Genomic DNA, 23,248 nt, shown 5'->3' with positions numbered 1-23,248 from the left:
GGAGGTTAGTGTATGGCATTTGAAAGTTTGACAGATAAGTTTCAGAATATATTTTCTACCCTTAAGAAAAAAGGAAAACTTAGCGAGCAAGATGTAAAACTAGCGTTAAGAGAAGTTAAACTAGCATTACTTGAAGCAGATGTTAATTTCAAAGTAGTTAAAAAATTTGTTAAAGATATAAGAGAAAGAGCTATTGGACATGAGGTAATGGAAAGTCTGACACCAGGTCAACAGGTTATTAAGATTGTTAATGAGGAATTAGTTAAGTTGATGGGTGAAGAAAAATCTGATTTAACTTTTTCAAAGGAATCTCCAACAGTATACATGATGGTTGGTTTGCAAGGGGCAGGTAAGACAACCACTACTGCAAAACTTGCAGGTAACCTTAAGAAAAGTGGTAAAAAGCCTCTATTAGTAGCTTGTGATGTATATAGACCAGCAGCTATTAAACAGTTACAGGTTGTAGGTGGGCAGATTGATGTACCAGTATTCACAATGGGTGATAAGAACAAACCAGTCGATATAGCTAAAGCAGCTATCGAATCAGCAGGTAAGAATGGCAATAATGTAGTTATAATCGATACAGCTGGTAGACTTCATATAGATGAAGATATGATGGGTGAACTAATAGAAATAAAAGAAAACATAAATCCTCAAGAAATATTGTTGGTAGTTGATGCTATGACAGGACAAGATGCTGTAAACGTGGCAGAAAACTTTAACGATAAAATAGGTATTGATGGTGTAATTCTAACTAAGTTAGATGGTGATACTAGAGGTGGTTCCGCACTTTCTGTAAGAGCAGTAACCAATAAGCCTATCAAATTTGCATGTATAGGAGAAAAACTTACAGATATTGAAGTATTCCATCCAGAAAGAATGGCATCAAGAATTCTTGGAATGGGTGATGTTCTTACACTTATTGAAAAAGCTTCTGAAGCTATTGATGCTAAAAAAGCTGCTGAAATGGAAAGAAAGTTTAGAAAAGCTGAATTTACTTTTGATGATTTTCTTGAACAAATGCAGCAAGTAAAGAAATTAGGTTCCATTGGTGATATCATGTCAATGATTCCTGGCATGAATAAGCAAATGAAAGATGTTGAAATAGATGATAAAGAGCTATCAAAAGTAGAATCAATGATATATTCCATGACACTTGAAGAAAGAGCTAATCCAGCACTTATCAATCCTTCAAGAAAAAGAAGAATCGCTAATGGTTCAGGTAATCATATCCAAGATGTAAATAGATTCATTAAACAATTTGAACAATCCAAAAAAATGATGAAACAGTTTAGTGGTATGATGAAAGGCAAAGGTAAAAAAGGATTATTTAATAAATTTCCTTTTATGGGCTAGTTAGAATTTATATTCTTGATTAGTCTAATATAGATAATAATTAACTATGGGAGGTGAAACACAAATGGCAGTAAGAATGAGATTAAAAAGAATGGGTGCAAAAAAAGCTCCTTTTTATAGAATTGTAGTTGCTGATTCTAGATCACCAAGAGATGGTAAATTCATTGAGCAAGTTGGCTACTATAATCCAACAAAAAATCCTATTGATTTAAAGATAAATGAAGAAGTTGCTAACAAATGGTTAAGTAACGGAGCTCAGCCTTCTGATACAGTCAAAAGATTGTTAAAGCAAGCTGGAGTTGTAAAGTAATTGTTGGAGGTGTACAACATGAAAGAATTAGTGGAAGTTATCGCTAAAGCATTAGTTGATAATCCAGATGATGTTAAAGTAAATGAAATTGAGGGAGAGCGCTCAATTATATTAGAGTTAAAAGTTGCACCTGACGATATGGGAAAAGTAATTGGAAAACAAGGTAGAATTGCTAAAGCTATAAGAACTGTAGTTAAGGCTGCGGCAACAAAGGAAGAGAAAAGAGTTGTTGTAGAAATTCTACAATAAGGTTAGGGATTCCCTAGCCTTTTTTTAAAAAAATTTTTGTAGGTGAGTGTATGGATTACTTTAATATTGGAAAAATAGTTAATACACATGGTATTAGGGGTGAAGTTAAGGTAATACCTTTAACTGATGAACCTAAAAGATTTGAATTACTGGAATATGTGTATATTGATAATAATAGAAAAATACAAAAATATACTATTGATAGTATAAGGTATTTTAAGAATATGATTATTATAAAGTTTGAAGAATTGAAAGATATGACTAGTGCAGAGAAGTTGAAACAATCTATTATTAAAATACCAAGAGAATTAGCATTACCTTTAGAAGATGATGAATATTATGTACAAGATCTGATAGGCATAGATGTAAGTACTGATGCTGGTAAAAATCTAGGTACTATAAAAGATATTATATTTACTGGCAGCAATGATGTATATGTAATTGAAACTGATGATAAAAAAGAAATTTTGATACCTGCTATAAAACAATGTATAAAACAAGTAGATATGAATAATAAGACCATGGTGGTTTCATTACTGGAAGGATTGATTGATGAGTGAAATTTAACATAATGACGTTATTTCCAGACATGATTAAACAAGGACTTGGTTCAAGTATTATTGGTAAAGCTCAGGAAAAAAACTTGATTGAAATAGATACGATTAATATAAGGGATTATGCATACAACAAGCATAAACAAGTAGATGATTATCCTTATGGTGGTGGTGCAGGTATGGTTATGCAGCCAGAACCTATATATGAGGCATATAAGAGTATTACAAGTAAACTTAGTAATAAACCTAGGGTCATATATCTAACCCCACAAGGAAAGACATTTAATCAAGAAATGGCTATGGAATTATCTAAGGAAGAAGAATTAATTTTTTTATGTGGACATTATGAAGGTATAGATGAAAGGGTAATTGATATGATAGTTACAGATGAAGTATCCATAGGAGATTATATATTGACTGGTGGAGAACTGGCTGTAATGGTTATGATAGATGCCATATCAAGATTGATACCTGATGTTCTATCTAATGGAGTATCTGCCACGACAGAATCATTTGATGATAATTTATTAGAATATCCTCAATATACTAGACCAGCTGTTTTTATGGATAAAAAAGTTCCTGACATATTATTGTCTGGACATCATAAAAATATTGATCAGTGGAGAAGGGAACAATCATTAATAAGAACATACAATAAGAGACCTGATCTATTAGAGAAAGCAGAACTATCAGAAAAGGATAAGAAAATTTTAGATAAATATTGCAAATTATGATGAAGTATGATATAGTAATTTAATGTGAGTACGGATGGTCCTCTGTTACAATAATGTATTAAGAACATCTAGATATTAGGAGGAAACACATGAACGATATAATACGTAAAATTGAACAAGAACAATTAAGAGAAAATGCTTTAACAGATTTTAACGTTGGTGATACTATTAGAGTATATGCTAAAGTTAAAGAAGGAAACCGTGAAAGATTACAGATGTTTGAAGGCGTAGTTATCAAAAGACAAAACGGAAGTAATCGTGAGACATTTACAGCTAGAAGAATTTCATATGGTGTAGGTGTTGAAAAAACTTGGCCATTACATTCACCAATTATCGATCATATTGATGTTGTAAGACGTGGTAAAGTTAGAAGAGCTAAACTTAACTACTTAAGAGACAGAATTGGTAAAGCTGCTAAAGTTAAAGAGTTAATTAGATAATTAAGTTAATTATAATACGCAGTTTAACTAAAAATTAACTATAATGTTACATGGTATAGTTTACAAATGGCTGTTGTGATGATTAATTTGACTAGTGAGGGACTTAGTACTATGTATTAGTCCCTTTTTGTTTATTTAGTACGTTATATGCATATGATAAAACAACTTTATGCAATGTATTTAGTCTTATGAAAGAAGGGTTAAGCATGAAGAACACAACTTTGGGAAGAGAAATATTAAGTTGGGTACTTGATATAGGAATTGTATTAGTTGCAGTATTACTTATAACAACGTTTGTATTTCAGAAAACAAATGTTATTGGACAATCTATGGAACCGACACTTCATAATGGCGACCATGTAATTATAGACAAAATAAGCTATAGATTTACAAAACCAAAGCAGTATGACATTGTCGTTTTTCCTTATAAGAAGAATCCATCACAAAATTATATTAAGAGAATCATTGGATTACCTGGTGATGAGGTTAATATAATTGATGGACAAGTATATATTAATAAAGAAAAATTAGAAGAAGAATTTGATATAATTGATGATGGCAAGTTAGGTAACAGAGAATTTCCATTTGTTGTTCCAGAAGGCGAATATTTTGTAATGGGTGATAATAGAAATAACAGTTCAGATAGTCGTTATACTGATGTGGGAACAATTAGTAAGAAAGATATAATCGGTAAAGCTGGACTTAGAATATGGCCACTTAAAGATTTTGGATTTGTTAAATAATCTGATCAAAGAAGAAATAAATAAGGAGCAATATTGCTCCTTATTTTCCTATAAGAGAAAGAAAGTCTCAGTTAATGACAATGAAAGGATAGAATGATATGAATATACAATGGTACCCAGGACATATGACAAAAGCTAAACGTATGATGCAAGAAAATATTAAGCTTGTAGACGTCATAATTGAGTTAATTGATGCAAGAGTACCAATAAGCAGTAGAAATCCTGATATGGATAAAATAGCTAATAACAAGCCTAGAATAATTGTATTCAATAAAATTGATTTAGCAGATAGAAATAAAACAGAAGAATTTATAAAGTGGTATGAAAATAGAGGTATAAGTGTTGTATTGGTTAATTCTAAAAATGGAAAAGGAATTAATCAAGTGATTAATAAAGCATATGAACTTTGTAAAGAAAAAATTGAAAGAAATAAAAAACGAGGTTTAATAAATAAACCTATAAGAGCAATGGTAGCAGGTATACCGAATGTTGGTAAGTCTACTTTTATTAATAAACTGGTAGGAAAAGCAAGTGCGAAGACGGGAAATAGACCAGGAGTTACAAAAGGAAAACAATGGATTAAATTAAAAAAAGATATGGAACTTCTTGATACACCAGGAATTCTCTGGCCGAAATTTGAAGATCAGCAAGTAGGTATTAATCTAGCTCTGATTGGATCCATAAAAGATGAAATTCTTAATATTGAAGAATTAGCACTGATTCTAATAGATTACTTGAGGAATAATTACTTAGAGAGTCTGCTTACTAGATACAAATTATCTGATACGCATAATCTGGAATCTATCCAAATATTAGAGAATATTGCAAAAAACAGAAATTTGATAAAAGCTGGTAATGAATTAGATTTGAATAAAGCAGCAATAATTTTAATGGATGAATTCAGGAATGGAATACTTGGTAAAATTACTTTGGAAACAGTTGGATTATGAAATCTAGCTGTTTTTAAAATTTAATATTTTATGATTATATAATATCAATCCCATTTTTATATAAATTTACTTAATAATATATTTAAATAAGGTAAAAATATTAATAAATACATTATAGGGGTTGATTACATGAATAATCTTATAGAGCTATTTGAAGAGTTTGACTTACATTTATTGAATGATAAAAAGCCATCAGAATATTTTGATGGTTTGTTATTGCATGAGAAAGAGTATATTGATACTTATCCTTTAAAGATTCTATTAGATCTAAAAAAGGTTGAACAAAATCCTATGTATCATCCTGAAGGTAATGTATATAATCATACTATGGAAGTTGTTGATAGGGCTGCAGAGATAAAAGAATTAAGTGAAGATAAGAAAGTATTCATGTGGGCTGCCCTTCTACATGATGTTGGTAAAATAACCACAACAAAAATCAGAAAAGGAAGAATTACTTCATATGATCATGATAAACAAGGGGAAGAAATTGCAAGAAATTATTTGTTGACATTTATAGAAGATAATTTGTTCGTAAATGAAGTTGTTAAATTAGTTAGATGGCATATGCAGCCATTATTTGTTTGTAAAGAGTTACCTTTTTCGCAAGTTGGTGCAATGATTAATGAAACTTCAATAACTGAAGTAGCATTATTATCTTTATGTGATAGGACAGGAAGAGGTAGAATATCTAAAGATGAAAAAAATAAGCAGATGCTTTTTATTATAAAATTTTTAACTATATGTAGAAAGAAAGTTAACGATAAACAAGAAATAAATAGAATAGACGAAATTAAGAGTTACTTAATTAATGAAATTGATAGAAATAAAGATTAATAGTAATGGCTATTTTGGGTAGAGTTATGGTAGAATAAAGTAATAGTTTTCGGTAGAAAAGGAGAATAAGGTATAATGACAAATATGACAATTTCCGATATAAAAGATATGTTGAGTAATGTTCCCGTATGTTATTTAGAAGACAAACTAGATGAATTAAAGTCTGATGAAAGATTGGGAGTTATAAAATTAATAGATAAGTACGAAAAAAAGATAGAAGCTTATGAAAAAGAAGTTGAACGTATTATTCAAATGAAAGCTTATGAAAATAAGTATCCTGATAAAAAATACATATGCGGAATAGATGAAGTTGGTAGAGGACCTCTATCTGGACCAGTTGTTAGTGCCGCAGTAATTCTCCCCAAAGATGTGAATATACTATACATAAATGATTCCAAAAAATTAACAGAAGCTAAAAGAGAAGAATTATACGATATTATAATGGAAAAGGCTATAGCTGTGAGCATAGGTATGGCTAATGTAGATGTTATTGATGATATCAATATTCTTAATGCTACTTATGAATCTATGATATCTGCTATTGATAGTCTAGAAATAAAACCAGATATGATATTGGTTGATGCAGTAACAATCCCAAGAGTTAAAATACCTCAAGAGCCTATTATAAAAGGCGATGCCAAAAGTATTTCAATTGCAGCTGCAAGTATAATTGCTAAAGTATATAGAGATAGATTAATGAAAGATTATGATCAGCTTTTCCCAGAATACAAATTTGCTAAAAACAAAGGATATGGTACACAAGAACATATAGAAGCACTGAAAGAACATGGACCTTGTCCAATACATAGAAAATCTTTTATTAAATCTATATTATAAATAACATGCTGCAAAACCACTTTTATGTGAGAGGATGAGTGATTATGCGGATTAATTATAATAAACAAATAAACAAAAGGATAGATATTTCTAAAATTTCTAAAGTCAATAGTAGAGATTTTAACAAAGGTCAAACCATAAAAGGAGAAATACTTGATATAAAACAGAAGAATATTATTATTAGGTTAGCAAGTGGTGCTGAACTTACAGCTAAATTAACTGATCAGATGGAGTTTAATATTGGTCAGAAGGTTTTATTTCAAGTAAAGGAATCCAATCTGGAACAAGTTCTTCTGAAGCCTATATTAGATGAAGCTTATAGTCCTAAGAGTAATAAATTATATCAAATATTAGAAGAAGCGGGCGTACCAATAAATGAAAAAAATACTGAAATAGTAGAAAAACTTTTAAATAATAATATGCAGGTTGATAAGGAATTCATAAATAAGATTCTAACATTATCAAGGCAATTTAAAGATACTAGTGTTGATAAATTAATTCTACTAGTAAAAAATAATATACCTGTTACTAGTGAAAATATTAATCAGCTGTATAATTATTTAAATAATAATCATTTCATCAAGCAGGAGATAATTAGTTTAGCTAATCAAATAATTGATGGTAAAGGTCTTGATATTGATATCAAACATCAATTAATTAATATTCTGATGAATAATGAATCGGATAATGTTAGTAATGATAAAATTATTAATGTAATAGAAAATAACTCTTCAAAAGAACAGGAATTAAAATTTGACATTCCTGTTATTAATAAGAATGCTAATGATGTAGTCGATTTTAGATTAGGATATATTTTATCTGGAGAGGGTATTGAAGAATTAAAAAAAGAATTAGATAATACATATTTGTTAAAAGACAATAATACACTGAATCTATCAAAAGATTTATCATTGCAGAAATTGCTTGGGGATATATTTTCCCTTGAAATCGGAGAAAAAGATAAAGAAACTCTTAATAATATTATCACTAACAAATTATTAAAAAACGCAGTAGATAAAAACATCTTCCTTGATAGGGGTGCTTTAGAAAACCCAAAATTGATTAATGATTATTTTAACGATGTATATGAAAAGATTATTAACATAATTAAACTTACTCAAGGATTAACTGAAGGTAAACAAAGCAATATATCAAAAGATGCTACGAAAGTAAAAAATAATATTGAGTTTATTAACAACCTTAATAATAATTTTAACTATGTTCAATTACCTTTCAAATTTGGAAATAAGTTATTAAATAGTGAATTGTACATTTTCGAGAATAAGAAAGAATTAAGAAAAAGAAGTAACCCTAATTCTATATCGGCATTACTCAGACTTGACTATGTTAATCTCGGTCATATTGATGTCTATATTAACAAACAGGTCAATAATGTTGAATGTAAGTTCTATGTTGAAGATGAAGAGAAGAAAAAGATTATTGATGATTATATTATAAATTTACATAAGAGATTAAGGAGTTTCGATATAAATGTAACTGGACTTATTGTTATTAATAATAAAAAGGATTTTAATTTTGTTGAAGATTTCTTACAAAGAAAAAATAATGCCAATAGTGTTAAAAGATATTCATTTGATATGAGAGTATAGAACGAATTGAGGTTGGTTGTAAGTGGATAGAAGAAAAATTAAAAAAGTGGCTGCATTAAAATATGATATTAATGAAACTGCTCCAACAGTTATTGCTAAGGGTAAAGGAATAGTAGCTGATAAAATTCTTGAAAAAGCTGATGAACAAGAATTGCCTATCTATAAGGATGAGAAATTAGTTGAAAGTCTGACTAAATTAGATATAGGGGATATGATACCACCAGAGCTCTATCAAATAGTAGCGGAAATTTTAGTGTTTGTTAGTGATCTAGATGATATTTATAAATCTATTTAATCTATACAGAATGAGGCGTACCCACTTTTGTATAGTTGGTTAGGTGGTTTTTATGGAAAACAGTAATAATAGAGCTATAGGCAGCAAAGGTGAAGAAATAGCTGCAAAATTTTTAGAAAAACAAGGCTATAAGATTATTGATAGAAATTATAGATGTAGATTCGGTGAAATAGATATAATTGGAATGGATTCAGATTATCTGACATTCATTGAGGTTAAGTATCGAAGAAACATCAATACAGGATATCCCATAGAGGCAGTTGGATACTACAAACAGAAACGGATAATAAAAACAGCTATGTACTATACAAAAGTCAAACGGTTGTATAATGCGGATATCAGGTTTGATGTAGTAGAAATAGTTAATAATAAGATAAGGGTAGTCAAAGACGCATTTAAATGTAATTAACACTTTAATTCGGCACATGGATGAAAGGTTGTGTGATATGAAATCAGAGGTTTTTAAAGTTAATAGAATAGACGATTTAGAATATTTGACAATTCCTGCTTTTGAAAGGGCAGGAATCACTAACCATTGTTTTAGTACTAGATTAGGCGGTGTTAGTAAAGGAATATATGAAAGTATGAATCTTGGGTTTAATAGAGGAGACTTAGACGAAAACGTTAGAAAGAACTTTGAGATATTGTGTAGTAGTGTAGGTATTAATTATAAAGACTTGGTTTTTTCTGACCAAGTACATAAAGATGTTATTAAAGTTGTTACAAGTAAGGATAAAGGCAAAGGTATTTTTAGAGAGAGTGATATTGAAGGTGTTGATGGATTAATAACTAACGAGTCTAAGGTTCCTCTAGTAACTTTTTATGCTGATTGTGTACCTATTTACTTTTTAGATCCAGTGAAAAAAGTAATAGGGCTGTCACATTCAGGATGGAGAGGCACAGTACAGAAGATAGCTTCTAAAACAGTTGAAAAAATGGTTAGTGAATTCAGTTCAAATGTTGATGATATACTTTGTTGTATAGGTCCATCTATTGGACCTTGCTGTTTTGAAGTAGAAAGTGAAGTAGTTTATGAATTCAAAAAGATATTCAATACTGAAGAACAAGATAAAGTAATTAAGAAAAAAACAAAAAATAAATATTTAATTGACTTATGGACAGCAAATAAGTTAATATTACTAGATGTAGGAATTAATAATGAAAATATCACTATTACAGATATCTGTACTAATTGCAACAAAGATCAGATGTTTTCTCATAGAGGAACTGGCGGTGAAAGAGGTAGTTTAGCAGCGATAATGGAACTGAAGTAGTGCTATGACTGAAGGGAATGTTTTTAATGAAAGATAAATTTCATAAGGTTATGCATGTGAAAGACGGCAGCATAGCTTATGAACTTGGAATACAGCAAGGAGATCAATTGATTTCAATAAATAATCAATTGGTGGAAGATGCCCTTGATTATCATTTTCTTGTAGATGATGATTATCTGGAAGTTTTAATTTTAAAAGATAATGGCGAAGAATGGCTTCTTGAAATAGAAAAAGACTATGATGAGGAGCTTGGTATAGATTTTGAAAATGATTTAATGGATGAGTATAAGTCTTGCAGCAATAAATGTATATTTTGTTTTATTGACCAGTTACCAAAAGGTATGAGAGATACACTATATTTTAAAGATGATGATTCCAGGTTGTCATTTTTACAAGGCAATTATATAACTCTAACCAATATGAAAGATAGAGATGTTAACAGATTAATTAAATACCACTTATCTCCAATCAATATTTCTGTACATTCAATGAATATGGAACTTAGAAAGAAAATGCTCCATAACCGTTTTGCTGATAGATTAGTTGGGTATATGAAGAAATTTTATGATGCTGGTATTACAATGAATGGGCAGATTGTACTTTGCAAAGGAATAAATGATGGTAAGGAACTTGATTACTCCATAGATAATCTAAGAAAATTCATTCCACATATGCAAAGTGTTTCAGTAGTTCCAGTAGGTTTGTCTAAATATAGAGAAGGACTTTTTGAACTAGAATTATTTACAAAAGAAGATGCTGTAGAAGTACTTGATATTATTCATAAATGGCAAGATATTATCTATGAAGAGACAGGTACACATTTCATTCATGCAGGGGATGAATTTTATCTGTTGGCAGAAAAACCATTTCCAGATGAAGATAATTATGACGGATATCTACAATTAGAAAATGGTGTAGGGATGTCAAGGTTATTGCTTGATGAGTTTATGTTATGTTATAATGAAATAAATACCAATGAAGAATTGGTAAGAAATGTATCTATAGTTACTGGGACATTAGCGTATAACATGATTAAAGATATGATAGATAAATTAGAAGAAAAATTCCCTAATGTAAAAGTAAATATTTATCCAATCATTAATAATTTCTTTGGGCATAATATAACTGTATCAGGATTACTTACAGGAAAAGATATTATTGAACAGCTAAAAGATAAAGAATTGGGAGAGAAATTACTTTTACCTTGCAATTTACTTAGAAGTGGAGAAGAAACTTTACTGGATGATATTACTGTAACTGATATAGAAAATACTTTACAAGTAAAAGTTACTGTTGTAAAATCAACTGGACAAGAATTTATTAGAAATATATTAGGATAAGGAGTACTTATTTATGAGTAGAGAAGTAGTAGCCATAGTAGGAAGACCCAATGTTGGAAAATCTACTTTATTTAACAAACTAGCAGGAGCTAAGATTTCTATTGTAGAAGATACACCAGGTGTTACAAGAGACAGAATATATGCTGATGTAGAGTGGCTAAATTATAACTTTACTATAATAGATACAGGAGGCATTGAGCCTACTACAGATGATAAAATGCTTTCTTATATGAGAAAACAAGCTGAAGTGGCTATTGATACCGCTAGTGTTATTGTTTTTGTAGTTGATGTAAAGTCTGGTCTTACTGATGCAGATTATAAAGTTGCAGATATGCTTAGACGTGCACATAAGCCTGTTGTATTATGTGTCAACAAAGTTGATAATAGAGAAAAATTACAATATGATGTATTTGAATTTTATAATCTTGGACTAGGTGAACCTTTTGCTATATCTTCAGCTCAATCAACAGGTATAGGAGATATGTTAGACGAGGTTGTATCGCATTTTTATGAAAAAAATACTGATAATGAAGAGATTGATTTACCTAGAATAGCAGTAATAGGTAAGCCGAATGTAGGTAAGTCTTCATTAATCAATAAGCTTCTTGGAGAAGAACGTGTTATAGTTAGTGATATAGCAGGAACAACAAGAGATGCAGTAGATACAATTGTCAAGTACAACGGAAATGAATATATTTTTGTTGATACTGCTGGGCTTAGAAGGAAGAACAAAATTGAAAAAGAAGGACTAGAGAGATACAGTATAATAAGAACGGTATCAGCTATTGAAAAATGTGATATTGTTGTATTGCTCATTGATGCTGTTGAAGGTATAACAGAGCAGGATGCAAAGATTGCAGGAATAGCCCATGAAAGAGGTAAAGGTGCTATTATAGCTGTAAATAAGTGGGATGCCATAGAAAAAGATGATAAAACTATGTACAAGTATCTGGGTAATGTAGATACAACACTAAGCTATATGACTTATGCTCCCAAAATATTTATTTCAGCATTGACTGGCTTAAGGATTAATAAACTATTTGAAAATATTGATATTGTAATTCAAAATCATGCTCTTAGAGTTTCAACTGGTGTCCTTAATGACGTTTTATATGATGCAACTGCAATGAATCAACCTCCTTCTGATAAAGGTAAGAGATTGAAACTATATTATATGACTCAAGTTTCTATCAAACCACCTACTTTTATCATATTTGTGAATGACAAAAGCTTAATGCATTTTTCATATAAGCGATATATTGAGAATAGGATAAGGGAATCATTTGGCTTTAAGGGGACGCCTATTCATTTTATTATAAGAGAGAGAAAGGAAAAGGGTAAATAGATGAAGATAATTGCTAGCTTATTAATAGGTTATCTTATTGGATGTTTTCAATCAGCTTATATTATTAGTCGTATAAAAGGACGATTAGATATAAGAAAGTATGGAAGCGGTAATGCAGGAACCACTAATGTTATTAGAGTTATGGGCTGGAAAGCAGGTATAATTACATTTTTTATGGATGTATTTAAAGCTGCTATTGGAGTATTAATTTGCTCCCTTATCTTTGATGATATCCTAATGGGATATTATGCAGGTGTGGGTGTTGTTATTGGTCATAATTGGCCTGTTTTCTTAGGATTTAGAGGTGGAAAAGGAATAGCTGCCACTATTGGATTATTAACTGTAGTTGATATAAAGATAGGTCTCATTGTTATTGGAATAATGGCTTTAGTGATCTTTATATCAAGATATGTTTCGCTTGGTTCAATCTTAATGGCAATTTCTATTCCTATACTAATGGCAATATTTTATACTGACAGACCACAATATATTGTATTAGGTGTTATACTAATGATTTTTGCACTGTATAATCATAGAGCCAATATTAAAAGATTACTTAATGGTACAGAAAATAAGCTAGGACACAAAAAGAATTTATCTGAAAATGAATAATAACTATCTAATTTATGTGAGGTGATAAATATGGCCACTGTATCTGTTTTAGGTGCAGGAAGCTGGGGAACTGCTTTAGCTATATTACTTAATAATAATGGTCATGAAGTTGCTCTTTGGTCAATTATAGAAGATGAAGTTAATTTATTGAATGACACAAGAGAAAATAAATCAAAACTTCCAGGAATACATATTCCTAATGAGATTAATATAACTAATAATCTTAAGGAAGCTATTTTGGGCAAAGATATGCTTGTTATGGCAGTTCCATCAAAGTTCGTAAGGAATACAGCAAATTTAATGAAAGAATATGTTACAAAAGATCAAATCATTGTTAATGTAGCAAAAGGATTGGAAGATGATTCACTCTATACATTAGCTCATGTAATAAATGATGAGATGCCAGATAATCCTGTGGCAGTATTATCTGGACCAAGCCATGCTGAAGAAGTATCAAGAAATATACCTACAACTTGTGTTGCAGGATCTAAAGATCATGATGTAGCCAAAAAAGTTCAAGATATATTTATGAACTCTGATTTCAGGGTATATACTAGTTCTGATGTAATAGGAATAGAAATGGGAGGGGCCCTGAAAAATGTTATTGCTCTAGCAGCTGGTATCTCAGATGGTATTGGTTTTGGAGATAATACTAAGGCTGCAATTATGACAAGAGGTATAACAGAAATAAGCAGACTTGGCGTTGCTATGGGAGCTGAGACACAAACTTTTGCAGGATTATCAGGTATTGGCGATTTGATCGTAACATGTACAAGTATGCATAGTCGTAATAGAAGAGCCGGTATCTTAATTGGAAAAGGTTATAGTTTACAGGAAGCTCTTGATGAAGTAAAGATGGTGGTTGAAGGTGTGTATACAGCAAAGGCAGCCCTAGATCTATCTGAAAAATATAAAGTTGAAATGCCTATCATAAGAGAAGTTAATGAGGTCTTATTTGAAGGTAAAGATACTAAAAAAGCTGTAGAGGATTTAATGATAAGAGATAAAAAGATCGAATATAAAAAGTGATATATATTAAAGAATAAATGTTAACATAGTATTACATTGTTTTGCTAAAATCTTATCTTAATATTAATTAATGTTAATTAGTATTAAAGATAAGATTTTTTTATTGTAATTAACTTTTTGAAGTGATATATTTAAAAGCAAATAATTAATGGGAGGGTGTTGTTATGAATAATATTTTGAAATTGCTTATATTAATATCTTTGATTAGTTGTATCCTAATAGGATGTGGGGAAACAAGCAATAAGACTAAAACAATTGATGGAATAAATGAGCAGGTTAATAATGAAGATGGGATTTTAGAAAATAATACTAATAATCAAAAATCCAATGAATCAAGTGTAAATCGTGAAGATGAATTAAATAATAGTAAAGAAGAGTTAGGAATTATTATAAAACAAGAATTAGATATTAAAAATTGTGAAGTAATAGATGAACAAATATTGAAGCCTAATAGAATACTAGTAGAATTAAATAGTTATACATGTACTAATTCAGTTAGTGTAACTTCACATGATTATATTGATAACAGTGATAATAATGATATACTGATGAATGAGATTAGCAATAAGGAGTTAGAACAGAAAAATATTAATTTAGAAAGATTAGATAAAGATATGTTTGATAAATATACCAATATATTATCTCCCAGATTAGCTAATGAAGGAATTGTTTTTTTGGTTAGGGATATAGCAAATAAAAACATTGTATATATAGTAAAGCAGCAATTTAATGATGAGAGTTTGGAAATAATATATACATTTGATTGTGATTTCAATGATAGGAATTCTAAGGGAAATAGTATATATGGATTAGGAATAAAGACAACTGATGAGAATATTATATATAAATTTAGAGACGAAGTTATTATATATAATATAGAAAATAATAATGTTATAAATCATATAAAGTATGGTGATATGAATTATGATGGATTTGATATTTCATCAGATGGAAGATTAATAACGTTTAGTGATGGAAATGGAAGCTTAATTGTTTCTGACATTATGTTGACTAATCCCAAAATTATAATGAAATGGTATACAGATGATGAAGATGAAATGAATGGTTCTATGCCTAGATACCCATCTTTTTCAATTTCGAGTCCCAATTTGTTAATTTTTCGATTAATAGGTTATGAATGGTCTTATGGTGATATGCTATATAATATATCAAAAGATAGTTTTGTAAAATTACATAATAATGAGGATGGAGAAATTCAATGGGATACTTCAGCAGAGTGGGTTGGTGAAAATTTATTTATGTTAATAGGTACTTATGATAACTACACTCATGCTTTTAATAGTAACAATGAGAAGTATGTAGATATAATTAGTCATAATAAATTTCTATATGATTATAATACAGATTATGGATTATCAAATATGGTAATTGGTACACCACTATATAATGATAATAATCAACTAGTTTTTATAGACGTAATCAATAAAAAAATAACCTCTATTAACAATATACAACCAGATGAAAAATATATTTCTATATCGCAAAATGGAGAATACCTAATTACATATAGCAATTATTCTAATGAATACCAATTATATAAGATTGATGTAAGTAATAATATGAGTAATAAAAAATGAATAATAATGGTTTTTATAGCAAGAACCATTAAAAAAGCTCAAGCTTTTTAAGTAATTGACAGCTTGAGCTTTTTTTCGTATGTATAACATATTATCGTATTTTGATATTGTACCTGAAAGATATTATTTCCAGCTAATATAGAATTTGTGTTTACCATCCATGATATGATTAATCTTATAATTGTCTATAATAGTTTCTTTTGTGTTATGCGAACTTTTAATGCTGCATTTTTGAGTTATAAAGTTTGTAATTTCATCATTATTAAATAATGAGTCCAGGATTTCTGTAAATAATGGCATATAGTGTTTTTTAGCTGAATTAGTATTTTCTAATCTGTCTAATTGTTCTATGTAGATAACACATTTTTTTGGAATACCATCAATGTCCATAAGTCTAATACTAAATAAATTAGTGTGTTGTTTTATTGAATTGGTTTTATAATCATATTTTATAAGAATATCATTATCAGTATGGGTGGTGGATATATAACCTGAATCATCTTTTGCTAATATATTGATTATATTTTTTGCTTCAGTATTTAATATGATTCCTGTTTCTTGTTCTATTCTATCCGCTAATAAAGAGGTATCTGTTTTAGCAGAAGTCATTAGAGTGAATGCCATAATAAAAGTTATTAAACATCCAATGATTCTAGTTTTATGATTCTTACTTTTTTTATAGGCTATATTCAATACTCTTTTTTTGATGTATTTTTTATTGTTTATGAAGCTGACTGCCTGAATTGGTAATCGAAAATCTTTATCATATGATGCTAAATCTATTATTAGATTTCCATAAACAATATTATCGTCTGAGTTAATAAAATTAACGACTTCATTATCACAGTATAATTCACCATCTTCATCTAACTTTTTCAGTCCTAACCATATTAATGGATTAAACCAATATATAGTTGTTAAAAGCAGATAGATACCTTTTATCACATTATGTCTAAGTTTCAGATGCATCAGCTCATGTATTAATAAAAGCCTGACTTCTTTTTCATCTTTATTAGTCAAGATAGATTTTGGCATAATTATAACTGGACGTATTATACCATATAGGGAAGGAACATTAATAAAATCTGAAACTAATAATCTCACATTTTGTGTAGGAGCTATAACTGATTTACAGCTCCTGAATAAATGTTCTAATTGTAAATCATTACATTTACACCTTTTGAATTTATGTATTAGTTTTAGGTTAAAAATTAAATAGTATATGGTTATAATGATAAACCCTATGAACCAAATAATATATATCAGCTTTCTAAGTGTAAGTACATTTTCTTGTTTAGACTGCTGATATGATTTAGTATCCGTTTCTAATGAATTCTTATTTATTTCATCAATTTCTATGGGTTTACTATAGTTGTTATTTAAATAGGTACTGCTGTCAAGATTATCATAGGTAAGAAGGTTATATATGCTTAAGTCACTTTTAATTGACATTGGAATAAGCAATTGGATAATTATTAACAGCCAAACGTAATAATTCCATCTTACAGATAATTTCTTGCCTAATACTTTTTTTGTTATCATAATTGTGACTATCAATATTGAAGATGTAATAGTCATATATAGTAATTTATTTATTATCCAATGAGACATTATATCACCTTATTCCCAATTTACTTCTTGTTGCTTACACTCAACATTATTTTTTTCTTTTGATTTGAAGGAATAAACCCACTCAGGTTGTTTTGGCAGAGAGGGGGATGGTTCACCAGTGTTAAGCATATAAAAGTCTATAGAATCTTCTCCATATTGTTCTTTTATTATACCTAGTTTTTCCTGCCATTCATCATCTGTAAGTCTAGTATCGCTTAAAAATTCATGATATCCATATACTGAACCTCTTGATAGATATAATTCTTCACCGTCTTTGATGACAACATAAATTTCATTTGGCAGTTCAGTACCAATTTCAAGACAGCTATTTTCAACTGTTGCGATATCAGCAATTAGTGCTGAACAACTTAATTCCTCACCGTCAACTTGGGCTAGTATAGCATAGTTTATAGAATCAATTTTTCCGCCTATAGTATTTAATTCACATTTTTCATCTTGAGTCAAAGTTTCATTATTTAGCTCTTTTATAGAACAATCTCTTAGTAATTCTAATAATTTAATTATTTTTATTGAAATTTGTTCAAACTCCTGTGACAATAATCCTCTTTCTTTAAGATTGGTAGAAGAATACTTAGTAAGCCATAATAATTTAGAGTAAACTTCAACATTAGGTTCTACATAATGATGGTATATAAAATCAGCGCCTCCACATTCAGCAACTGGTTGTTTAACATATAATATTGTATCATGTTTTAATTCTGCATAACTTCCTAGAGCAGAGCTGATAGATTTATCTGTCCAAGCTTTATTTTTCATGAACATTGGAGCACCTTCTACGTCTTCGAAAGGTTTTTGTATTGAGGATATGGTATCCAGCCACCCATTATACATATTTGATTTCCAGTCTTTGTCGTCTACTTTTGATATTTTTTCTTTCATTGCCTTAAACTTATTTTCATATTCTGGCCAAGTTTTTTGTGGTTCGTAATATTTATCTAATAAAGTTTTGGCACGTTTGCTGCCTAATACAGCTGCAACATCTAGTCCAGAGGGTACAGGTCTTTTGTAAGGTTCCATTAACTCTTGAAGTATTTCTCCATCAAAAGTATATCTCTGTCCCATAAATCTAAATTGTTTTCCCACATGAACATTTTGTAAGGTTATTTTATTTTTGATACCAGGATCAGGCATTTTTTTTGCTTCTTCCAATAACTTATCATAGTATTTCTCATTTCTAAAATCATTTAAATTCACGTTTTCTCCAAAAACATTAAGAATCAAATCTTTGTACTGAAATAAATTCAGATCATCTGATTGACCAACATAAAAATTAGTTGGCATATAAATTTTATCCCATGATTTTAGGTCATTATCATTATTACTTTGCATAAAAGCAGTATATGTCATGATTAAAGCTTTTACAGTTTCATCTTCGCATAATACCGCTTCTTCATTAACTACTTCGGTAAGTGGAAGTGCAATTTGTCCATACCACATCATTGCTCTAAAATAAGATTCAAGTTTATCATCATTGGTATAGTGACCTCTTACTTTATATTGACTGTAATCAATATCCCGTGGGGCTAATAGAGCAGATTTTTTATAACCATCTGCCTTTAGAATGTTTGAGACTTCTTCGTCTGCAATTACTTTTAATTCTTTTGGTAATGCTCCATATTCATTAGTCAATAGTTTTTTTGCAACAGCAAAGAAGATTACGTTGAATTTTAAATCTTCTTTAATTGGTTCATAGCTATTATCATTATATAGATAAACAGTTTTCTCCAACATACTGTTTGTAAGTTTAATAAGTTCGTCATATAAACGATCTCTTTCTAAAATCTTTAATGAACTATTGAAGAAGTTATGATACACGTGCATAACACTGTCAACAGTAACAAAATTAGGGATACCTTTGTATTCATTAACTTCATAGATAGTATTCATTTTCAAAAATGCATCATTACTATTACTAGGTAATACTACAAATCCATTATCAACGATTTTGTTTAGTTGTTCATTAGTAAAACCAGAAAAACTATCCATATTTTTGATATTTGACAAATCAGCTTTTATAGTGTAATTAGGTACCTTATAACTTGCTTCTGGTATTATGTAAGGTATGTCAATTGGTGAAATTTCATTTTTGTCTTGCCATACAAGGTTATAGTTGGTATTGTTATTAATACCTTTTTTCACATCTTGATCTTTAGGGTTAGTAATAGATTCTGCCTGTAGATTGCTGTCGTTATCATCAGCCTTATTTTTGTCACTTGGATTAGATTTTTCATCCTTCGTTATATCAGATTTTGCAACTTCTTCAGGTTTGTTATTACAACCAGATAATAGAACCACTATTATCATACTTATTCCAATACATCTAAAAATTATATTCTTATATTTCAATTTATACCCTCCTAATAAATTTCATCATATTGAATTATTGATTAGTCTAAACTAATGTTTTCAATGAATTTATTTCCCTCTAAATGTAATTTTATATGTTTCTTTCTACCTAGATTTAGTGATATATATTTTATGTCATCTTGTGTTGTTAAGCTAATATCTTCAATGTTATAGTAACTGTTGCTTTCGGCAAATTTGATAAAACCGAAATTGAACCAATAATAAATACTAATAACCTCTTTGGTGTTCTCAAGTTTTTCTACAACTATCATTTCTTCCTTGGAATCACCTATGATATCATAGAAATGTACGCTCTTTAAAGGATGTTCTAATTTTGAACCGGTCCATTTCTTTGTAAGTATTTTGCCATTCCAGTTAAAGAAAAAAGGTCTGTTTTCCACTTTGTCAAACATGGGCGTTGATTTGTATACTCCTACATATATATCCTTATTATTATCACCATCCAGGTCGCATAATTTTATTTCCCAAGGCTTAACATTTGTAAAATCATTTTTGTAAATTTCGCCACATTTAATTGTTTCATTTTCTATAACCATTGAATAGATTATTAAATCATTGCCATACTTTTTTCCTTTTGCTGAAGAAAGCAGTAGTATTTCATCTGTGCCATCATCATCTAGATCACCTGTAGTCATACATAATATAGTTTTATCGTCAGGAATTTTAATATTATCACTATAATGTTTATCTTCTTTTTCATCATATAAAAAGATTGTATTATTTTCAAAACCATATTTATAAGACTTTTTACTAATTATAATTTCTGATTCTAGATTATTAGTAGGTTGCTTCATATTTAGACCAAGTAAGAAGATAAAAATTAAAATTAATATTCTCTGCATGTTTGACCTCCTGATATTACTTTTGCTCTTTAGGATTATTATTGATTATTGATTTTAATTCAGCAATTTCTTCTTTAGATAGATGTTGATTCTTAACAAAGTTGGTTAGGAACATTTGTAGAGAACCATTATATACTTTTTCTAAAAAAGTTTTTGTCTCTTCTATTTGACAATCTGATTTTGAGATACAAGGTGAATATTCATAGTATTTATTTTTCTTTGCTACATTGATTACACCTTTATTAGCGAGCCTGCTAATAAGTGTATGGACTGTTTTTCTGCTCCAATCATTTTCTTCTAAGACATAATCAACAATCTCTTTGGAAGTCAAGGGACTTTTATCCCATAAAATTTTCATTACCTTCCATTCGGATTCTGATATTTTAGCCATTTTATTAACCACCTTCCTACATTTGTAGTACACAAACCATCTTACAACTGTAGTACGCATTTGTCAATAAAATATTTATTAATTAAGTATTAAATAATATTACAAAACAATGTGTAACATATTTTTTGCTATTTGTAAATTACTTTTAACATTAAATTAGATATATAGGCTGTCATATTCCAATATCTATATCATATATTTATATATAAGAATACTTATAGGGAGGATATAGATGTTAGGAGAATACGATATTTATAAAGATATTAGAGCTAGAACAAACGGAGAAATTTATATGGGAGTGGTTGGACCCGTTAGAACAGGTAAATCTACATTCATTAAGAGATTCATGGATTTATTAGTGTTGCCTAATATAGAAAATGTACATAGTAAAGAAAGAACATTAGATGAGCTTCCTCAAAGTGCAGCAGGAAAGACAATAATGACAACCGAACCAAAATTCATACCTCAGGAAGCCGCAAGAGTAACATTATCAGAGGATGTAGAATTTGATGTTAGAATGATTGATTGTGTTGGTTATATGGTAGAAGGGGCTACAGGTCATTTAGAGAATGATGAAGAAAGAAAAGTAAAAACACCTTGGTTCAATTATGATATTCCATTTACTCAAGCAGCTGAAATAGGAACAAAGAAGGTTATTAATGACCATTCAACAATAGGGATTGTTGTGACAGCTGATGGTTCATTTGGTGAAATACCTAGAGAAAATTATATTGAAGCAGAAGAGAGGACAATTAATGAATTAAAGAAACTATCAAAACCATATGTTGTGATACTTAATTCACTTAGACCTTATTCTGACGATACCATCTTGACTGCAACTGAATTGGAAGATAAATATAATGTTCCTGTTTTGCCAGTGAACTGTGACCAGTTGAAAAAAGAAGATGTAATTAAGATTCTTGAGAGTGTATTACTTGAATTTCCATTATCGGTAGTTAATTTCAATGTACCAAAATGGATTGAAATGTTAGATAATGACCATTGGTTGAAATCCTCATTGATTGATTCAGTAAAAGATATCATGGATTCAGTTGATGCTATTAGAGACCTTAAGAAAGAAGATACATTAACTGTTGAAAATGATTATATCACTAAAGTTAAATTAGATAGAATTGATCTTTCCACTGGTTGTGCTAATGTTGATATCAATTTCAATGATGATTACTATTATAATATTCTAAGTGATTTGATGGGAACTGAAATAAAAGGTGAATATCAATTTATGTCACTGATCAAAAAACTTGGTAGAGTAAAAGAAGAATATGACAAAGTTTCTGCAGCATTAAATGAAGTTAAGGCAAAAGGCTATGGAATTGTTACACCTATGATTAACGAATTATCCTTGCAAGAACCAGAGATTGTAAAACAAGGTAATAAATTTGGAGTTAAATTAAAAGCAAGTGCACCAACTATTCATATGATTAAATGTGATATCCAGACAGAAGTGTCTCCAATAGTAGGAACTGAAAAACAAAGTGAAGAACTCCTTAACTATTTAATGAGTGAGTTTGAGAGTGATCCTACGAAAATATGGGATACTAATGTATTCGGCAAATCATTACATGATTTAGTCAATGATGGACTTCAAAACAAGATATATAGAATGCCAGAGGATGCTAGAGATAAACTACAAGAAACATTACAGAAAATAGTTAATGATGCTAATGGAGGGCTTATCTGTATTATTATCTAAATTATGGGGTATAATAATAAATAACAATGTACTTATTTAATCAATAAACACTTGAAACTTAAGGTGTCAAATTGAGTGAGATAGTTTAGCTGTTAATTTATAACAAGTATTTTCTTGCAAATTAGATGTTTAAGTGGTATAATAGTTTCAGAATTAATAATGAGTACTAGAAAGAGTGGGCGAAAGTCCACT

Annotated in this window: 24 protein-coding genes; 20 read left to right on the top strand and 4 right to left on the bottom strand. The window is 29.4% G+C overall.

Annotated elements, in window-relative coordinates:
* Positions 1-12: 12 nt before the first annotated feature.
* From ffh to AACQ14_RS20070, 19 genes are all read left to right on the top strand, one after another.
* Positions 13-1,356, top strand: a complete 1,344-nt coding sequence (gene ffh, locus AACQ14_RS20160) for a signal recognition particle protein (protein WP_339365387.1) — start codon at positions 13-15, stop codon at positions 1,354-1,356.
* A gap of 64 nt (positions 1,357-1,420) precedes the next feature.
* Positions 1,421-1,666, top strand: coding sequence for a 30S ribosomal protein S16 (gene rpsP / locus AACQ14_RS20155; protein WP_113674771.1), 246 nt, complete (start codon positions 1,421-1,423; stop codon positions 1,664-1,666).
* Between the two features lie 18 nt (positions 1,667-1,684).
* The gene (locus tag AACQ14_RS20150) at positions 1,685-1,915 is read left to right on the top strand and encodes a KH domain-containing protein (RefSeq protein ID WP_113674772.1); all 231 of its coding nucleotides are present in this window, start codon (positions 1,685-1,687) and stop codon (positions 1,913-1,915) included.
* Between the two features lie 50 nt (positions 1,916-1,965).
* Positions 1,966-2,475, top strand: a complete 510-nt coding sequence (rimM, locus tag AACQ14_RS20145; RefSeq protein ID WP_339365386.1) for a ribosome maturation factor RimM — start codon at positions 1,966-1,968, stop codon at positions 2,473-2,475.
* Entirely contained in the window at positions 2,472-3,203 is a 732-nt protein-coding gene (trmD, locus tag AACQ14_RS20140) for a tRNA (guanosine(37)-N1)-methyltransferase TrmD (protein WP_339365385.1), read from the top strand. The genes rimM and trmD overlap by 4 nt, the downstream gene beginning before the upstream one ends.
* An 89-nt stretch (positions 3,204-3,292) precedes the next feature.
* Complete coding sequence (gene rplS, locus AACQ14_RS20135; RefSeq protein WP_293755243.1) at positions 3,293-3,643, top strand: 50S ribosomal protein L19; 351 nt, start codon at positions 3,293-3,295, stop codon at positions 3,641-3,643.
* Positions 3,644-3,849: 206 nt separating this feature from the next.
* On the top strand, positions 3,850-4,386 hold the full coding sequence (gene lepB, locus AACQ14_RS20130) for a signal peptidase I (RefSeq protein ID WP_273323002.1): 537 nt from the start codon (positions 3,850-3,852) through the stop codon (positions 4,384-4,386).
* 98 nt (positions 4,387-4,484) lie between these two features.
* The gene (gene ylqF, locus AACQ14_RS20125; RefSeq protein WP_339365384.1) at positions 4,485-5,336 is read left to right on the top strand and encodes a ribosome biogenesis GTPase YlqF; all 852 of its coding nucleotides are present in this window, start codon (positions 4,485-4,487) and stop codon (positions 5,334-5,336) included.
* A 129-nt stretch (positions 5,337-5,465) separates the two neighbouring features.
* Positions 5,466-6,170: an HD domain-containing protein gene (locus AACQ14_RS20120; protein ID WP_339365383.1), complete on the top strand. Its 705-nt coding sequence runs from the start codon at positions 5,466-5,468 to the stop codon at positions 6,168-6,170.
* A gap of 75 nt (positions 6,171-6,245) precedes the next feature.
* Entirely contained in the window at positions 6,246-7,007 is a 762-nt protein-coding gene (locus AACQ14_RS20115) for a ribonuclease HII (RefSeq protein ID WP_339365382.1), read from the top strand.
* A gap of 44 nt (positions 7,008-7,051) precedes the next feature.
* On the top strand, positions 7,052-8,617 hold the full coding sequence (locus tag AACQ14_RS20110; RefSeq protein ID WP_339365381.1) for a hypothetical protein: 1,566 nt from the start codon (positions 7,052-7,054) through the stop codon (positions 8,615-8,617).
* Between the two features lie 22 nt (positions 8,618-8,639).
* On the top strand, positions 8,640-8,912 hold the full coding sequence (locus AACQ14_RS20105; RefSeq protein WP_212691790.1) for an EscU/YscU/HrcU family type III secretion system export apparatus switch protein: 273 nt from the start codon (positions 8,640-8,642) through the stop codon (positions 8,910-8,912).
* Positions 8,913-8,964: 52 nt separating this feature from the next.
* The gene (locus tag AACQ14_RS20100) at positions 8,965-9,321 is read left to right on the top strand and encodes a YraN family protein (RefSeq protein ID WP_339365380.1); all 357 of its coding nucleotides are present in this window, start codon (positions 8,965-8,967) and stop codon (positions 9,319-9,321) included.
* Positions 9,322-9,358: 37 nt separating this feature from the next.
* Positions 9,359-10,186, top strand: a complete 828-nt coding sequence (gene pgeF, locus AACQ14_RS20095) for a peptidoglycan editing factor PgeF (RefSeq protein ID WP_339365379.1) — start codon at positions 9,359-9,361, stop codon at positions 10,184-10,186.
* 26 nt (positions 10,187-10,212) lie between these two features.
* Positions 10,213-11,526: a DUF512 domain-containing protein gene (locus tag AACQ14_RS20090; RefSeq protein WP_339365378.1), complete on the top strand. Its 1,314-nt coding sequence runs from the start codon at positions 10,213-10,215 to the stop codon at positions 11,524-11,526.
* Between the two features lie 13 nt (positions 11,527-11,539).
* Complete coding sequence (gene der, locus AACQ14_RS20085) at positions 11,540-12,871, top strand: ribosome biogenesis GTPase Der (protein ID WP_339365377.1); 1,332 nt, start codon at positions 11,540-11,542, stop codon at positions 12,869-12,871.
* Positions 12,872-13,483 (top strand): glycerol-3-phosphate 1-O-acyltransferase PlsY, encoded by a 612-nt coding sequence (gene plsY, locus AACQ14_RS20080; protein ID WP_339365376.1) that lies wholly within the window; start codon positions 12,872-12,874, stop codon positions 13,481-13,483.
* A 30-nt stretch (positions 13,484-13,513) separates the two neighbouring features.
* The gene (locus AACQ14_RS20075) at positions 13,514-14,512 is read left to right on the top strand and encodes an NAD(P)H-dependent glycerol-3-phosphate dehydrogenase (RefSeq protein WP_339365375.1); all 999 of its coding nucleotides are present in this window, start codon (positions 13,514-13,516) and stop codon (positions 14,510-14,512) included.
* Between the two features lie 164 nt (positions 14,513-14,676).
* Positions 14,677-16,110, top strand: coding sequence for a hypothetical protein (locus tag AACQ14_RS20070; protein ID WP_339365374.1), 1,434 nt, complete (start codon positions 14,677-14,679; stop codon positions 16,108-16,110).
* A 123-nt stretch (positions 16,111-16,233) separates the two neighbouring features.
* Here AACQ14_RS20070 and AACQ14_RS20065 read toward each other — a convergent pair whose 3' ends face one another.
* From AACQ14_RS20065 to AACQ14_RS20050, 4 genes are read right to left on the bottom strand one after another with little or no spacing between them, the layout of a single operon-like run.
* On the bottom strand, positions 16,234-17,688 hold the full coding sequence (locus tag AACQ14_RS20065; protein ID WP_339365408.1) for a M56 family metallopeptidase: 1,455 nt from the start codon (positions 17,686-17,688) through the stop codon (positions 16,234-16,236).
* A gap of 42 nt (positions 17,689-17,730) precedes the next feature.
* Positions 17,731-20,088, bottom strand: a complete 2,358-nt coding sequence (locus AACQ14_RS20060; protein WP_339365373.1) for a DUF3160 domain-containing protein — start codon at positions 20,086-20,088, stop codon at positions 17,731-17,733.
* A 41-nt stretch (positions 20,089-20,129) separates the two neighbouring features.
* Complete coding sequence (locus tag AACQ14_RS20055) at positions 20,130-20,951, bottom strand: hypothetical protein (RefSeq protein ID WP_339365372.1); 822 nt, start codon at positions 20,949-20,951, stop codon at positions 20,130-20,132.
* Positions 20,952-20,967: 16 nt separating this feature from the next.
* A complete protein-coding gene (locus tag AACQ14_RS20050) occupies positions 20,968-21,342 on the bottom strand; it encodes a BlaI/MecI/CopY family transcriptional regulator (protein ID WP_113674793.1) in 375 nt (124 codons plus the stop codon).
* Positions 21,343-21,574: 232 nt separating this feature from the next.
* Here AACQ14_RS20050 and spoIVA point away from each other — a divergent pair, with 232 nt between their 5' ends.
* Complete coding sequence (spoIVA, locus tag AACQ14_RS20045) at positions 21,575-23,056, top strand: stage IV sporulation protein A (protein WP_339365371.1); 1,482 nt, start codon at positions 21,575-21,577, stop codon at positions 23,054-23,056.
* The last annotated feature ends 192 nt before the right edge of the window (positions 23,057-23,248 follow it).

Origin of the sequence: Vallitalea maricola (assembly GCF_036985595.1) — a bacterium.
In the GTDB taxonomy this organism is placed as follows: domain Bacteria; phylum Bacillota; class Clostridia; order Lachnospirales; family Vallitaleaceae; genus Vallitalea; species Vallitalea maricola.
This window is presented reverse-complemented; position numbering and strand designations above follow the sequence as displayed.

Coding starts and splice junctions, on each gene's coding strand:
- ffh (WP_339365387.1), top strand. CDS start 13: ATGGCATTTGAAAGTTTGACAGATAAGTTTCAGAATATATTTTCTACC.
- rpsP (WP_113674771.1), top strand. CDS start 1,421: ATGGCAGTAAGAATGAGATTAAAAAGAATGGGTGCAAAAAAAGCTCCT.
- AACQ14_RS20150 (WP_113674772.1), top strand. CDS start 1,685: ATGAAAGAATTAGTGGAAGTTATCGCTAAAGCATTAGTTGATAATCCA.
- rimM (WP_339365386.1), top strand. CDS start 1,966: ATGGATTACTTTAATATTGGAAAAATAGTTAATACACATGGTATTAGG.
- rplS (WP_293755243.1), top strand. CDS start 3,293: ATGAACGATATAATACGTAAAATTGAACAAGAACAATTAAGAGAAAAT.
- lepB (WP_273323002.1), top strand. CDS start 3,850: ATGAAGAACACAACTTTGGGAAGAGAAATATTAAGTTGGGTACTTGAT.
- ylqF (WP_339365384.1), top strand. CDS start 4,485: ATGAATATACAATGGTACCCAGGACATATGACAAAAGCTAAACGTATG.
- AACQ14_RS20120 (WP_339365383.1), top strand. CDS start 5,466: ATGAATAATCTTATAGAGCTATTTGAAGAGTTTGACTTACATTTATTG.
- AACQ14_RS20115 (WP_339365382.1), top strand. CDS start 6,246: ATGACAAATATGACAATTTCCGATATAAAAGATATGTTGAGTAATGTT.
- AACQ14_RS20110 (WP_339365381.1), top strand. CDS start 7,052: ATGCGGATTAATTATAATAAACAAATAAACAAAAGGATAGATATTTCT.
- AACQ14_RS20100 (WP_339365380.1), top strand. CDS start 8,965: ATGGAAAACAGTAATAATAGAGCTATAGGCAGCAAAGGTGAAGAAATA.
- pgeF (WP_339365379.1), top strand. CDS start 9,359: ATGAAATCAGAGGTTTTTAAAGTTAATAGAATAGACGATTTAGAATAT.
- AACQ14_RS20090 (WP_339365378.1), top strand. CDS start 10,213: ATGAAAGATAAATTTCATAAGGTTATGCATGTGAAAGACGGCAGCATA.
- der (WP_339365377.1), top strand. CDS start 11,540: ATGAGTAGAGAAGTAGTAGCCATAGTAGGAAGACCCAATGTTGGAAAA.
- plsY (WP_339365376.1), top strand. CDS start 12,872: ATGAAGATAATTGCTAGCTTATTAATAGGTTATCTTATTGGATGTTTT.
- AACQ14_RS20075 (WP_339365375.1), top strand. CDS start 13,514: ATGGCCACTGTATCTGTTTTAGGTGCAGGAAGCTGGGGAACTGCTTTA.
- AACQ14_RS20070 (WP_339365374.1), top strand. CDS start 14,677: ATGAATAATATTTTGAAATTGCTTATATTAATATCTTTGATTAGTTGT.
- AACQ14_RS20065 (WP_339365408.1), bottom strand. CDS start 17,688: ATGACTATTACATCTTCAATATTGATAGTCACAATTATGATAACAAAA.
- AACQ14_RS20055 (WP_339365372.1), bottom strand. CDS start 20,951: ATGCAGAGAATATTAATTTTAATTTTTATCTTCTTACTTGGTCTAAAT.
- AACQ14_RS20050 (WP_113674793.1), bottom strand. CDS start 21,342: ATGGCTAAAATATCAGAATCCGAATGGAAGGTAATGAAAATTTTATGG.
- spoIVA (WP_339365371.1), top strand. CDS start 21,575: ATGTTAGGAGAATACGATATTTATAAAGATATTAGAGCTAGAACAAAC.